We start from the raw sequence: 13,028 nt of genomic DNA, 5'->3' as shown, positions 1-13,028 counted from the left end.
GTAAATTGGAGGGGGAATTTGGGATGTTCACGAATAAAACCATCATTATTACAGGCGGATCAAGCGGAATGGGTTTTTACATGGCAAAGAAGTTTACTGAAGAAGGGGCGAATGTCGTCATTACCGGCCGGGATATGGAAAAACTCAATGCAGCACAGCGGGAAATCGACCATGGCCGGGGACAGGTGGAACTCTTCCAGATGGATGTCCGGGAACCGGAACATGCAAAAGCAATGGTGAAATTCACTCATGAAAAATTCGGGGGAATTGACGCGCTGGTCAATAACGCTGCCGGAAATTTCATCGCCCATGCTGAAAAACTGTCGCCAAATGGCTGGCGATCAGTTGTTGATATTGTGTTGAATGGCACATTTTTCTGTTCACACGCTGTCGGGAATTACTGGATTGACAATGAACACAAAGGCAGCATTTTGAATATGCTGGCTACATACGCCTGGAATGCCGGAGCTGGCGTCGCCCATTCTGCGGCTGCCAAAGCGGGTGTCATGTCACTGACCCGTACGCTGGCAGTGGAATGGGGCTCTCAATACGGCATCCGGGTGAATGGCATTGCACCTGGGCCGATCGAACGGACCGGAGGGGCAGATAAATTATGGGAATCGGAAGAAGCTGCTAAACGGACACTGGAATCCGTGCCGCTTGGCCGGCTTGGGAAACCGGAAGAGATCGCGGAACTTGCTGCCTTTATCTTATCGGACAAAGCGGCTTATATGAATGGTGAAATTGTAACACTCGATGGCGGTCAGTGGCTCAATAAATTCCCGTTCTGACGGGGGAGCGCCCTGCAGCTACCCTAAATGAACTGGAATTGCCGGCCTGCTCACAGGATTCGGTTATTCATATATATTCGTTTTATGGTATGATGATACAGAGGAATCGGCTCATCTGCCACGTCATAAAGGAGACAATGTGATGATTTCATTACCGAACAGAGATTTTCTTGAAGCAAAAATTGAGGATTTTATCATTTCTTCGGAAAAAGTCGCTCATGTACAAATCGGAAACAGTGCTGAACATGCATTGCTGGTGCTTACAAAAACCGGCTATTCAGCTATACCAGTATTGGATTTGAAGTACCGTTTCAGAGGTTTGATTAACGCCCAGCGAATTACGGATGCCATTTTAGGATTGGACCATATTGAATATGAACGGTTGCCGGACTTGAAAGTGGAAGACATCATGGAGACGGATATGCCGCTTATCCGACCGGATGACCGGTTTCAAAAGGCGCTTGATCTGCTGATAGACCAGAATTTCTTGTGTGTGGTCGATGATGCCGGTATGTTCACCGGTATACTGACAAGGCGCGTAATGCTGAAACAGCTTAAAAAACGATTATACCAGCTTCATGACTAGGCCTCTTCAGGGGGCCTTTTTCTGTTGCCGGAAATAGGGAGGAGAAAAATGATGGCGAGTGAGGAATTGATCCTGAAAGTGCTGGCAGAAGAGCGGAATATGCGGAAGGCGGCTGAACGACTTTTTTTGTCACAGCCAGCCCTGTCCCAGCGCCTTCAGAATATCGAAAAAGAATGGGGGGAGCAGCTATTTGTGCGATCACAGAAAGGGCTGATGCCTACACCCGCAGGTGAGCTTGTCATCCGATTTGCATCGGAGACACTGGAACGGAAAGAAGAAGTGTTTGAAATGCTGCATACGCTTTCTTCCAAAGTGCACGGTACACTCCGGATTGCCTGCGCATCCATCATCGGACAGAACTGGCTTCCAAAAGTGCTGAAAGACTTTGTGACTGTGTATCCGGATGCGAAAATTTCATTGATCACCGGATGGAGCTCTGAAATCGTCCGGGCCCTTTACGAAGGAGAAGCACATATTGGCATCGTACGCGGCCACACAGATTGGAAAGGAACAAAAATCCACTTATTCCAAGACCCGCTGTATCTGGTGGATAAGGAAATGCAGACAATGGATGAAGTAAGCCGGACAGACAGGCCATTCATCCAATTTAAAAGCGATTCAAATTATTATGAAGAAATTCGGCAATGGTGGCAGAAACATTTCGATTCCAACCCCAAAAGGCAAATCACAGTGGATCAGATCGAGACTTGCAGGCAGATGGCGCTCAATGGAATCGGCTACGCAATATTGCCGGCCATTACGCTTTCTGATCTTAAAGGGGTGCATACCATTCCACTGGCAGGCGAAGGGGAAGAGACTGAATTGACGCGGGATACCTGGCTCATTGGATATGAATCCGCCTTTGAACTTCGTCAGGTGTCGGCGTTCGTGGATATTGTGCAGGAACATGCGGTCCGGCTGACTGCAAAAGGGGGATAAAGAGAAACTTAAGCAGTCCTGAAGCGTTCTAGTCAGTAGAGAAAGAATGAAGGGGTGTCACTGGATGGGAAGAGGCTGTCGTATGTTGCTGGCTGTGCTGCTGTTGACTGCAATTTTTGTCTGTCCGCCATATGCGGCGGCTGCACCTGATATTACCGTGCAGACGGAAGCGGGATTTGAAGGGAAAGTAAAGTATGGCAAGGGAGCACCGGTTGTGATTACACTCTCCAATAGCGGATCCGATTTTACAGGGGATCTCATTGTGGAGTTCATGGAAAATTACAATTTAGGAGGCGGCCGTGCAATCCCTGTCACGCTGGCAGCGGGAGAAACAAAAACCATCCAATTTGCCATTCCCGGATTGGGTGAAGGAAATATGGGCGGTCAGCAGATGCAGATGATTTTCCTGTATGAAGGCGGCTGGGAAGATGGCGAACCCATCGATTTCAAAGGGTCTGACACATTGACGCCCTTATTTATGGATCCCGCCACCCGCTTTATCGGTGTTCTGTCTAGCAACGCAGACAGCTTTATTTCATTGCGGACAGGGTTAGCTTCTCAAGGCGCAGCAACGGAGTTGTTTCAGCTGAACCGGCTCCGCGACTTCCAATTTCCGACGGACCCGGCAGCACTGGAATCGCTCGACTACCTGATTGCGGATGAAGCGGCATACAGAGAATTGCCGGCTGAAGCTCAAAATGCCGTGCTGCAATGGATTAAGGAAGGAGGTACTGTTGTTTTCGGAGCTGGATCAGCGGCAGCCGGGACAGCGGCGAACTTGACGGATTACCTGCCACTGACGATAGCAGCGGCAAAAGAATTGGACATCCAAGGATTTGATGAACCGGTTCCCGGGTATAAGGCCGTGCTGAACGAAGGTGCAATGGTCCTTTCTGAAAACCGGGAACAGCCAGTCGCAGCATCGCGGGAACTGGGCAGCGGGCAGGTGATCGGAATCGCTTTTTCGATCGGAGATCCACGAATCACCAGTGACAGCGGTTATGCGACGTATATGCAGTCATTATTGAGTACCGGGCAGTCACAGAAGACCGTACTGCCTCCGGAGCAGCTGATTCAGGACCGGCTCGTCTACGATATCGGTTCAGTCAATGAGTTGTTTGAAAGTTTTGCGGTCTCCCTGCCACTGGCAATAATCCTTGTGGCTCTTTATATCCTGCTGGCAGTGCCTGTACTTTATGCTGTGCTGAAATGGAAAGACCGCAGGGAATACGCCTGGCTAATAATCCCTCTGCTGGCATTGCTGGCATCTGTCCTGTTATTTGCAGCAGGAGCAAAAGACCGGCTCGGAAACCCGCAAATTCAGCAGACCGGTCTCTTTAAAGCCAGCGGTGAAGGAAGCCTGGATGGATACTTTGTCAACTCCCTGCTGTCCAACAGAGACGGTGATTACCGGTTTGAAGCACCGGGCGGCACAGAGCTGGCCAGCTCACTGACCGGTTTATTTGCAGACCGGAATCTGCATCAGGCAGCAATAGTTGAACAGAACGCGGAAGAGACAGCGCTGATCATCCGGAATATGCGTTATTGGTCGGTGTCGTCCATAGTAGGTCACACTTTTCTTGAACAGGCCGGGAAATTCGAAACCAACCTGACGGTTAAAGATGGTCAGCTGACCGGTTCGATTCGTAATGGCTTTTCATTCGCTGTAGAAGATATCACGATATGGTCGGGGACACGGATGATGGAAATCGGTTCACTGGGCCCGGGAGAAGAACAGGCTGTCAGTAAAGCAGTCCAGTCGAATGTACTGGCGCCTGCGTCTCCTGCCGCTCAGTACTACGGTTTTCAGCCGGTCGCAGAGCCCGAAGATATCCTGCCGGCGCGGAAACAGGCTGCCCTTTCAGTGGCTTACGACCATGTGACAGCGGACGGTGACCGGTCGGTGTATTTAATCGGCTTTACCCGGGAAGCAATTGCGCCAGTGGAACTTCAGGGGCAGCGTGCGGACGTTTCGGCAGTCAATCTGCTGCTGCAGCCGATTGCCCCGGGACATATTATGGCCGGTGACGTAGAGCTGGATAGCCCATTCTTTGACACAGCAGTCACTTCACAGGAACCCGGCGGTTACGCTGAACAGATTTCGGAAATGCCGCCGGTTTATTTCATGCAGGATGGAATCTATACGCTCACCTATTCTATGACTGACCTTGAGCTCGCAGCCCGGCTTTCACTGGAGGAATTGAACTTCTCTGGAATCAGTCGGGGGATGCGGATGGCCATTTTGAATCAGCGGTCCGGGGAATACAAAACGCTCAGCCCCGAGCAGGAGAGGTTAACAGAAAACGCCGGGCAGTATATGTCTGCTGACGGCCAAATTATATTGGAGTTCGAAGTCCGTCAGTCGGCAGCGGCTGATCCGGAAATCACATTACCGCAGCTGTCAGTGAGAGGAGTCATTGCAGAATGATTGAAATTAAAGGACTGACCAAAAAATTCGGCTCGTTCTATGCGCTTCAGGATTTGAATCTGATGATTGAATCCGGTACAGTGTTTGGATTTGTCGGAGCGAATGGGGCCGGAAAATCCACAGCATTTTCAATTATTGCAACTCTTCTGCAGCCGACAGCCGGCCAAGTGACTGTCGACGGAATCAGTCTCACTGAAAACCCCCAAGAAGTACGCAAGCGAATCGGATACATGCCGGATTTTTTCGGTGTTTACGATCAGTTGAAGGCAGAGGAGTATCTGGACTTTTACGGCGCCAGCTATGGATTGAGCAAAGTGGCGCGGGATTCGGCTATTCCGAAATTGCTGGAATTGGTGAACTTGGAGCATAAACGGTATGACTATGTGGATGATTTATCGCGGGGCATGAAGCAGCGTCTTTGTCTTGCCAGGGCGCTGATTCATGATCCGGATATTCTGATTCTCGATGAACCGGCTTCCGGTCTGGATCCACGGGCGCGTGTTGAAATGCGGGAGATTTTGATCGAGCTGAAAAAATTAGGGAAAACGATCCTGATTTCATCGCATATTTTGCCGGAACTGGCGGATATGTGCGACACGATCGGTGTTATTGACGCAGGGAAGCTGAAAGCCTTTGGGTCTGTCCATGCGATTCAGGAAAAACTGAAGAGCGAAAAAATGATTACAGTGCGGCTGCTCGATCAGCTTGAAACAGCTGCTGTCTTTTTTGAACAAGATCCATCCATTAGCCGGGTCAACGTTGATTTTCAGAAGAAAGTGTTCACCTTTTTTTACCAAGGCACAGAGCAGGAACAGCAGGAGTTGCTGAAGAAGGCACTTCAGGCAGAATTGCCGATCGTGTCCTTTGCAGAAGAAGAGACCGATTTGGAAGACGTCTATATGGCAATCACTGAAAGAGGCGATACGGCATGAGAGTGATCCTGATAAATCCGGTGCTCATCAAAGAGCTGAAACTGCGGTTCCGCAATGCCAAAAGTTTTGTGGGTGTGCTGTTTTATCTGCTCGCTATGAGTATTTTTGTCTTTGGATTCATCTATTTGCAGACGGCCTTTTCAGGAAACGGGTTTTTCCGGCCAGCGGACAGCATTATCCTGTTCATGATGATTTCCTTTATTCAGCTGGGTCTGATTTTATTCATCACACCTGGGCTGACAGCCGGTGCAATCAGCACAGAAAGGGAAAAACAGACGCTCAATATTTTGCTGACCACTTCACAGACATCTTTCCAGATTATCTTCGGCAAGCTGACATCCTCTGTTGTATTTCTACTGTTACTGATTATAGCCGGACTGCCCATTTACAGTCTGGTCTTTCTGTACGGTGGTGTTTCACCGGGACAGGTTTTCATGATTCTGATGTTTGACATTACTACACTCTTGGCATTCGGATCTGTCGGTGTTATGTATTCAACTGTGACGAGGCGCACGATCGTCTCCATGATCTCCACTTATGGGACCATGGTTTTCTTCGCCGGTATGACTGCTTTTTTTCTGCTGTTATCACTGCAATTCAACAACGCAGCCGGACTGTATCCGGAAAACACCGTATCACCACTGAGTTATTTTCTCGGAGCGATCAATCCGGTGATCGTGCTGCTGTCATTGCTGGAACCGCAGACACTGGAAGAAGTATACGGCTTGACGGGCATCCGGTTTCCGCTCTGGGTTACGTATGTCATTTTCTATAGTTTGCTGACAGCTGCTGCGCTTTTAGTAGCAGTGAAAACCCTCCGTGTGAACATGCACAGATATAAGTGAGAAAAGGACAATAAGATCTTGTTAAAGAACAATGTTGATTTTTCGCTTCAAAAAACATAGAGCAAAAAGGGGAACTCAGCTGGAAAGCGAAGCGCCAAAATCCATAAAAGCGAAGAAGAGCAAGTGAGCTCTCCTTCGCTTTTTAAGATGACTGTACACTTTCCCGGCTTGAAGCAATCAGCTGCCGATTTCTTGAAGACCAGCGGGTGGCAATGAAAAAGCTGATCAATAAAATGAGTGTGCCTGCGATATAAGGGAATGTCATATCAATATCAAAAAGAATTCCTGCAATGGCAGGCCCGAACATATTCCCGAGACTCATATATGCATTGTTCATTCCGGCGGCAAATCCCTGCTGTTCACCGGCCAGTTTGGAAATCAATGTGTTAATCGCCGGCCGGAGTAACGCAGTTGATGTAAAGAAGACCATAGAAACAAAAAGAATGGTCCAGAACGAACTGACAGCGAGAATACCAATCATAGCAAGTGAAGCAATAACCAAGTTGACTTGAATAACATTCATCTCACCGAAACGCCGGAACAGCTTGTCGATTACAAAAGTCTGCACAACTACCCCGACAAAACCGCCGGCAGTAATCAGGATCGCGATGTCCTGAGGGGAATAATTAAATCGCTGATCGACGTAGAGCGATAATGTGGACTGGAAATTAGCAAGACCGAAAGAAAAAACAAACATGACGATCAGCAGAACAAAATAAGGCGTAGCCGTTGACCGGCGCATCTGTTGGAAGATATTTTCACTTTTAGCAAGCGCATTTGTAACGGTTGGCTGGACATTTGGCAGCGCAATCATTGAAATGACAGCTGCAATAAGTGCCACAATGGTCGCAATGATGAATGGAAACCGCAGACTAACTTCAGCGAGGAAACCGCCAATCCCCGGTCCGATCATGAAGCCGAGCGACATGGAAGCGCCGAGCAGTCCCATGCCCCGTCCGCGTTCTTCGTAAGTCGTGATATCAGCGACAAAGGCCATCATTGGCGGAACAAGGAAAGCGCCGCCAAGACCGCTGAAGAATCTGGCTACATAGAGCAGCCATAACTCAGTGGCCAAACCGAAAAGAAGTTGAGATAAGCCGAAAACGACCAGTCCGAAAATAATGAGTTTTTTACGTCCGTATTTATCGGACAAATCACCTGCCAGCGGAGAAAACAGAAACTGGGCCAATGCAAAAGTGGCGATCAGCGTTCCGAGTGCCTGTCCGGCAACACCGAACGTTTCCAAATAAGCTGGCATAATAGGAATAATCAAACCGATTCCGCTCATTGCGATAAACATATTAAACATAAGGATATACAAGGCGAACCGATTTGTCTGCGCCATAAAGGAGTTCCTTCTTTCAAAAAAAAGTATTTCGTATTGCTAAAAAACAGTTTACCACAGGTTGGGGCAGGACACACGGAATGCAGCTGGATTTCACAGAATGGACTGAAGGGATAAAGTCAATCCGTCAACGATTCTGTTTGCTATTGGGCTGATCCGTGACAGAAAAAGAAAAACTGATGGGCAGCTATTGATTTTATGGCCTTGCATCCCCTATGATGAGGGGAATGATAGTTCGGACAGGAAGTGAACAGAATGGATGACAAGTTGAGATTTCTCCTCGATCCTAAAAACAGGAAAGCACGGAAGCCATCCATCATGAATTACAAAGAAGGCGAGAAAGGGTTGTATCTCTTGGCAAAGCGGCAAGTGATTGAATGGACAGATGTTCATTCCTATTGCCATACATGCCTGTCGCCGCTGGCTTTCCATGATGCATTCGATGCCAGTTATTGCACCGAATGCGATGAATGGCGCGAAGAAATCTGCGCTGACTTGCACTGCGAGTATTGTAAGAACCGGCCAGCCAAGCCATCGGACCGCAAACAGCGATAAAATTATGTTCCCTGGCTTGAGCCGGGGAACATTTTCATCTTATGGTAAATTGTATATGATGAATCAAAGAACTAAAATGTTTATAGCGTGCCTTGGATGATCCGGACATGGCTTTTGCGATGAGCCCAACCTGCGGAAATGCCGGCGCCGCTGGTTTATGGAAGATCGGCAAATGAAAAACAGTGGTTCGATTTATATAAGACATGCATGAACAGACGGAGGCAGAAACATGAAAAAGGAATTTGTGGTAATCGGACTCGGCCGGTTCGGTTCAAGTATTGTCCGTGAACTGATTGAACAGGGTGCGGACGTCATGGCGATTGATAAAGATACTGAACGGGTGGATGAATTTGCAACCGTTGCGACGCAGGCGGTTGCTGCGGATACGACGGATGAAACGGTGCTGAAATCACTTGGTATCCGTAATTTTGAGCATGTGATCGTAGCAATCGGTGATGATATTCAGTCCAGCATTTTGACGACGATCATGCTGAAGGAAATCGGTGTCCGCAACGTTACAGCAAAAGCGCAAAATAACTACCATGAAAAAGTGCTTCGGAAGATAGGTGCAGACCAAGTGGTGCATCCTGAACGGGATATGGGCCGGCGCATTGCACATAATATGTTGTCGAATAATGTGCTCGATTACCTGGAATTGTCTGAAGAGTATTCTATCATGGAACTTCGGGCGAACGGTAAGCTGAAAGGGTATACCCTTAAAGACCTGGACATTCGTGCAAAATACGGCATCAATATTGTCGGCATTAAACGCGGAGAGGACATAAATGTCTCACCACAAGCAGATTTCCGGATCAGAGAAGAAGATATCCTGATTATTATCGGTTCTGACGCAGACATCAACCGTTTTGAGAAAAAGATGATGCAGTAGTAAAAGCACACTAAAATAATTACAACAAGAAAAGAAGTTCCGGAGGGGATGCCTCCGGAACTTCTTTTCTTGTTTATATTCTTTACACTTCCATGATAACCGGCATGATCATCGGTCTGCGCTTCGTCTTATCATACAGATAGGGGCCGAGCACATCGGAAATCTCACTTTTCAACTCTGGCCAATCGTCCGGCTGTTGCTTGATCTTCTTATTAAGATGCCGGTTCAGCATCTGCTGCGCTTCATAGATCATCGACCCGGATTCCCGCATATAAATAAAGCCGCGGGAGATGATATCAGGTCCGGAAACAACTTTGCGTTTTTCTTTGTCGACAGAAACGACGACAATCACAAGTCCCTCTTCTGAAAGAACCCGGCGGTCCTTCAGGACGATGTTGCCGATATCCCCGATGCCTTTTCCGTCGATGTATACATCGCCTGATGGCACCCGGCCTGCCCGTGCTGCTTCATCGGGACTTAAGGAAAGTACATCTCCGTTTTCCATAATGAAAATATTTTCGGTCGGAATTCCGCAGTCCTCACCAAGTTCTTTATGCATTTTCAGCATCCGGAATTCGCCGTGAATCGGCATGAAAAACTTTGGATTGATCAGCCGCAGCATCAGTTTCTGTTCTTCCTGTGAACCGTGCCCGGATGTGTGGATATTATTAAGTGAGCCATAGATAACATCCGCACCCGCCCGGAACAGCAGGTTAATGGTCCGGTTGACGCTTCGCGTATTCCCTGGAATCGGGGAAGACGAGAAGACGACCGTATCCGAAGGCTGGATTGAAATTTGACGGTGCGTGCCATTAGCGATCCGTGACAGTGCCGCCATCGGCTCGCCCTGGGATCCGGTACAGAGGATCAGGACTTTATCAGCCGGCAGCCGGTTGATCATATGCGAATCAATGAAAGACTCTTCCGGCGCGTTGACATAGCCGAGTTCCCGGCCAATTGTTATTGCGTTATCCATGCTTCGTCCGAAAATCGCAATTTTCCGTCCATCTTTGACCGCTGCATCAATTACTTGCTGAACCCGGTAAATATTGGACGCGAACGTCGCAAAAATCAGCCGGCCTTCCACGCTGCGCATAATCTCTTCGATTGTCTCCCCGACTTTGCGTTCTGACATCGTGAAATTCGGCACTTCAGCATTCGTGGAATCCGACAGGAGGCATAAGACGCCTTCTGCACCGATTTCCGCCATTTTCCGCAAATTAGCCGGCTCACCGACCGGAGTGAAATCGAACTTGAAATCGCCCGTGTGAACTACATTGCCGGGAGGCGTTTTTACTACTACACCATAAGCATCCGGTATACTGTGTGTGACCCGGAAAAAGGACACGGATGTTTTCCGGAATTTGATGACATCATCTTCTCCGATTTCGATCAGCTTCGTCTGCCGGATCAATCCGTGTTCTTCAAGTTTGTTGCGGAGCAGCCCGAGGGCCAGCTTCCCGCCATATACTGGCACATTTACTTGCTTCAGCAAGTAGGGAATGCCGCCGATATGATCTTCGTGGCCGTGCGTGATGAAAAGCCCTTTGATCTTATCCGCATTTTTGACGAGGTACGTATAATCCGGAATCACATAGTCGATTCCAAGCAGATCATCGTCCGGAAATTTGATGCCGGCATCAATCAGGATGATTTCATCCTGGAATTGGACACCGTATGTGTTTTTGCCGATTTCGCCCAGTCCGCCCAGTGCGAAAACAGCTGTCTGATCATTCTTTACTGCCTTCATCGGTTATCAGCTGTCTCCACTTCATAGTGGGGATTGGCCTGTTCATACTCAAGGTGGTTGCCCTCAAGCAGCTGAATGTACTCAATGTTCAAGTCCCGATCTTTCAAATGTCTGCGAACTTCACGCTCGTTCGATGCGTCGACATAGAGGCTCTTGGTATTTTCGCGGACTGGAACCTCAGATCGGTTTGTCTGATAATAAACTTTAAAAATCATCGTTTGCTCTCCTTTTTTCACGTACGATAATTAAAATGCCTTTCTTTATCTTATCACGGCAATCACGTAAAATAAAGAAAGGCCCTTCTGCAAGGCAGAAGGGCGAATGATACTATGCAATTTTTTTCTTATTCATTACGCCGTTCAGCTGTCTGAGGATTTTCCGCTTGATGCGTTTTAGCAAGATAAATCCCTCCCTTACAGGCAATTATACTGCAACGGATTTTTCCTTGACAGAGAAAAAAGTTCTAATAATTTGGTATATTTTTGATTGGAGATGGACTGGATGAAGAAGTTATTGCTGTTAGATATTGACGGAACACTGCTGGATACAAATAAGCGTTTGCCTGACTCGGCAAAATCAGCATTAGAGAAAGCGCGGGCAAACGGACATGATTTGGCCATTGCAACAGGCCGGGCGCCGTTCATGTTCAAAAGGTTGGCTGCGGAATTGGAGGTCGACTCATTTATCTCGTTCAATGGCCAGTATGTCGTGCATTCAGGCCAGCCGATTCATAAAGGAGCGATCGACAAGCAATTGCTGAAAGATGTATCCCGGTTTGCAGAACTTCGGGATCATCCCATCGTTTACATGGACGAAGCCAGGATGGTATCGACAATTGATTTTCATCCGCATATCAGCGAAAGTATCAAGAGTCTGAAAATCGGTTTTACCCATCCGCCGGAAGAACAGGATTTCTACTTGAACAGTCCTGTGTATCAGGCTCTTGTATTCTGCGCCCGGGAAGAAGAGCCTGCTTACCATGAATCGTTTCCGGATTTGGACTTTGTGAGATGGCACCGCGTTTCCTGTGACATTCTGCCTGCTGGGGGTTCAAAAGCGGAGGGAATCAAAAAACTCATTAAAGCCACTGGTCATGCCCTCGAAGACACGATTGCGTTTGGAGATGGATTGAATGACGTGCAGATGATGGACCTTGCCGGCTACAGTGTCGTAATGGGGAATGGCCACGAAGAAGTGAAGAAAAAAGCGGATTATATTACGGATCACGTGGATGAACATGGATTGGCGAAGGCATTCACGCATCTTGGACTGATTTGAATGGATCCGCAGACTTCTTAAAAGAAATTTTCCGGTTAAAGACCGATTTTGAAAATAAAAAAACTGCAGGCAAACCTCTTGGTCAGGGGTTGTCTGCAGCCGGACGCCAATGACTGGAGTCACTGGTCTTTGCCCATATCAATCATGATTCCGTTTTCGATTTCCGCATATGGATCATCGGAATTGATCCGGTCATAGAACAGCACGCCATTCAAGTGATCCAGCTCATGCTGGAATGCAATAGCGGGAAACCCTTTCAGGCGCATTCGTTTTTCATTGCCGGATAGGTCTTTGAATTTCACGGTGATGCGGGCGTAGCGCGGCACATAACCCGGCACAGACCGGTCGACGGACAGGCAACCTTCACCTGTGGATAAATAAGCCAGTTCAATGGAATGACTGACGATTTTCGGATTGACTGCGACAAAGCTCAGCCACTCCCCGTTATCCTGCTCCAGATGAAGAGCGAATAGTCGGTGAAGCTGTCCGACCTGCGGTGCTGCGATGCCGACACCGGGGCGAAGTCCGTATTTTTCTGCTAAATCATCGTCCTGGCTGTTTTGTACATACTCCAGCAGTTCGCGCCCGAGCTGTTCAATTTCAGGTGCCAGTGGAAATGAAACTTCTTCTGCGCATGTGCGGAGAAGTTCATTGCCTTCCCTGATGATATCTTTCATCAAAATCATATCT

The 13,028-nt window shown here is 48.1% G+C and carries 13 protein-coding genes; 9 read left to right on the top strand and 4 right to left on the bottom strand.

Annotated features, from left to right (window positions below; translation table 11 throughout):
• Positions 1-23: 23 nt before the first annotated feature.
• The 6 genes from fadH to B0X71_RS12635 all read left to right on the top strand — a co-directional run bounded on the left by fadH (position 24) and on the right by B0X71_RS12635 (position 6,521).
• Positions 24-791 carry a 2,4-dienoyl-CoA reductase gene (gene fadH, locus B0X71_RS12660; protein WP_077589762.1) on the top strand — a complete coding sequence of 256 codons (768 nt, stop codon included), beginning with the start codon at positions 24-26 and terminating at the stop codon, positions 789-791.
• A gap of 142 nt (positions 792-933) precedes the next feature.
• A complete protein-coding gene (gene cbpB / locus B0X71_RS12655) occupies positions 934-1,377 on the top strand; it encodes a cyclic-di-AMP-binding protein CbpB (protein ID WP_077589761.1) in 444 nt (147 codons plus the stop codon).
• A gap of 51 nt (positions 1,378-1,428) precedes the next feature.
• Positions 1,429-2,316: a transcriptional regulator CcpC gene (locus B0X71_RS12650; RefSeq protein WP_077589760.1), complete on the top strand. Its 888-nt coding sequence runs from the start codon at positions 1,429-1,431 to the stop codon at positions 2,314-2,316.
• Between the two features lie 64 nt (positions 2,317-2,380).
• On the top strand, positions 2,381-4,744 hold the full coding sequence (locus B0X71_RS12645) for a DUF8725 domain-containing protein (protein WP_156889868.1): 2,364 nt from the start codon (positions 2,381-2,383) through the stop codon (positions 4,742-4,744).
• Positions 4,741-5,676, top strand: a complete 936-nt coding sequence (locus B0X71_RS12640) for an ABC transporter ATP-binding protein (protein WP_077589758.1) — start codon at positions 4,741-4,743, stop codon at positions 5,674-5,676. Before B0X71_RS12645 ends, B0X71_RS12640 begins: the two co-directional genes overlap by 4 nt.
• Positions 5,673-6,521, top strand: coding sequence for an ABC transporter permease (locus B0X71_RS12635; protein ID WP_077589757.1), 849 nt, complete (start codon positions 5,673-5,675; stop codon positions 6,519-6,521). Before B0X71_RS12640 ends, B0X71_RS12635 begins: the two co-directional genes overlap by 4 nt.
• A gap of 142 nt (positions 6,522-6,663) precedes the next feature.
• Here the strand turns inward: B0X71_RS12635 and B0X71_RS12630 are convergent, their stop codons facing one another.
• Positions 6,664-7,866 carry an MFS transporter gene (locus tag B0X71_RS12630; RefSeq protein WP_077589756.1) on the bottom strand — a complete coding sequence of 401 codons (1,203 nt, stop codon included), beginning with the start codon at positions 7,864-7,866 and terminating at the stop codon, positions 6,664-6,666.
• 255 nt (positions 7,867-8,121) lie between these two features.
• Between B0X71_RS12630 and B0X71_RS12625 the strand changes: the two genes are divergently transcribed.
• Together B0X71_RS12625 and B0X71_RS12620 are read left to right on the top strand one after the other, a co-directional pair.
• The gene (locus B0X71_RS12625; RefSeq protein WP_077589755.1) at positions 8,122-8,421 is read left to right on the top strand and encodes a hypothetical protein; all 300 of its coding nucleotides are present in this window, start codon (positions 8,122-8,124) and stop codon (positions 8,419-8,421) included.
• Between the two features lie 229 nt (positions 8,422-8,650).
• A complete protein-coding gene (locus B0X71_RS12620; RefSeq protein ID WP_077589754.1) occupies positions 8,651-9,310 on the top strand; it encodes a potassium channel family protein in 660 nt (219 codons plus the stop codon).
• Between the two features lie 82 nt (positions 9,311-9,392).
• On the opposite strand, the gene rnjA is transcribed toward B0X71_RS12620, so the two are convergent.
• Together rnjA and B0X71_RS12610 are read right to left on the bottom strand one after the other, a co-directional pair.
• Positions 9,393-11,060: a ribonuclease J1 gene (rnjA, locus tag B0X71_RS12615; RefSeq protein WP_077589753.1), complete on the bottom strand. Its 1,668-nt coding sequence runs from the start codon at positions 11,058-11,060 to the stop codon at positions 9,393-9,395.
• Entirely contained in the window at positions 11,057-11,275 is a 219-nt protein-coding gene (locus tag B0X71_RS12610) for a DNA-dependent RNA polymerase subunit epsilon (protein ID WP_077589752.1), read from the bottom strand. Before B0X71_RS12610 ends, rnjA begins: the two co-directional genes overlap by 4 nt.
• Before the next feature lie 286 nt (positions 11,276-11,561).
• Here B0X71_RS12610 and B0X71_RS12605 point away from each other — a divergent pair, with 286 nt between their 5' ends.
• Entirely contained in the window at positions 11,562-12,338 is a 777-nt protein-coding gene (locus B0X71_RS12605; RefSeq protein WP_077589751.1) for a Cof-type HAD-IIB family hydrolase, read from the top strand.
• A 119-nt stretch (positions 12,339-12,457) separates the two neighbouring features.
• On the opposite strand, the gene def is transcribed toward B0X71_RS12605, so the two are convergent.
• Positions 12,458-13,024, bottom strand: coding sequence for a peptide deformylase (gene def, locus B0X71_RS12600; RefSeq protein WP_077589750.1), 567 nt, complete (start codon positions 13,022-13,024; stop codon positions 12,458-12,460).
• Positions 13,025-13,028 lie beyond the last annotated feature (4 nt).

The sequence above is a fragment of the Planococcus lenghuensis genome, assembly GCF_001999905.1.
GTDB classification, from domain to species: Bacteria; Bacillota; Bacilli; order Bacillales_A; family Planococcaceae; genus Indiicoccus; species Indiicoccus lenghuensis.
The sequence above is the reverse complement of the archived record's forward strand: the minus strand, read 5'-3'. Positions and strand labels throughout refer to the sequence as shown.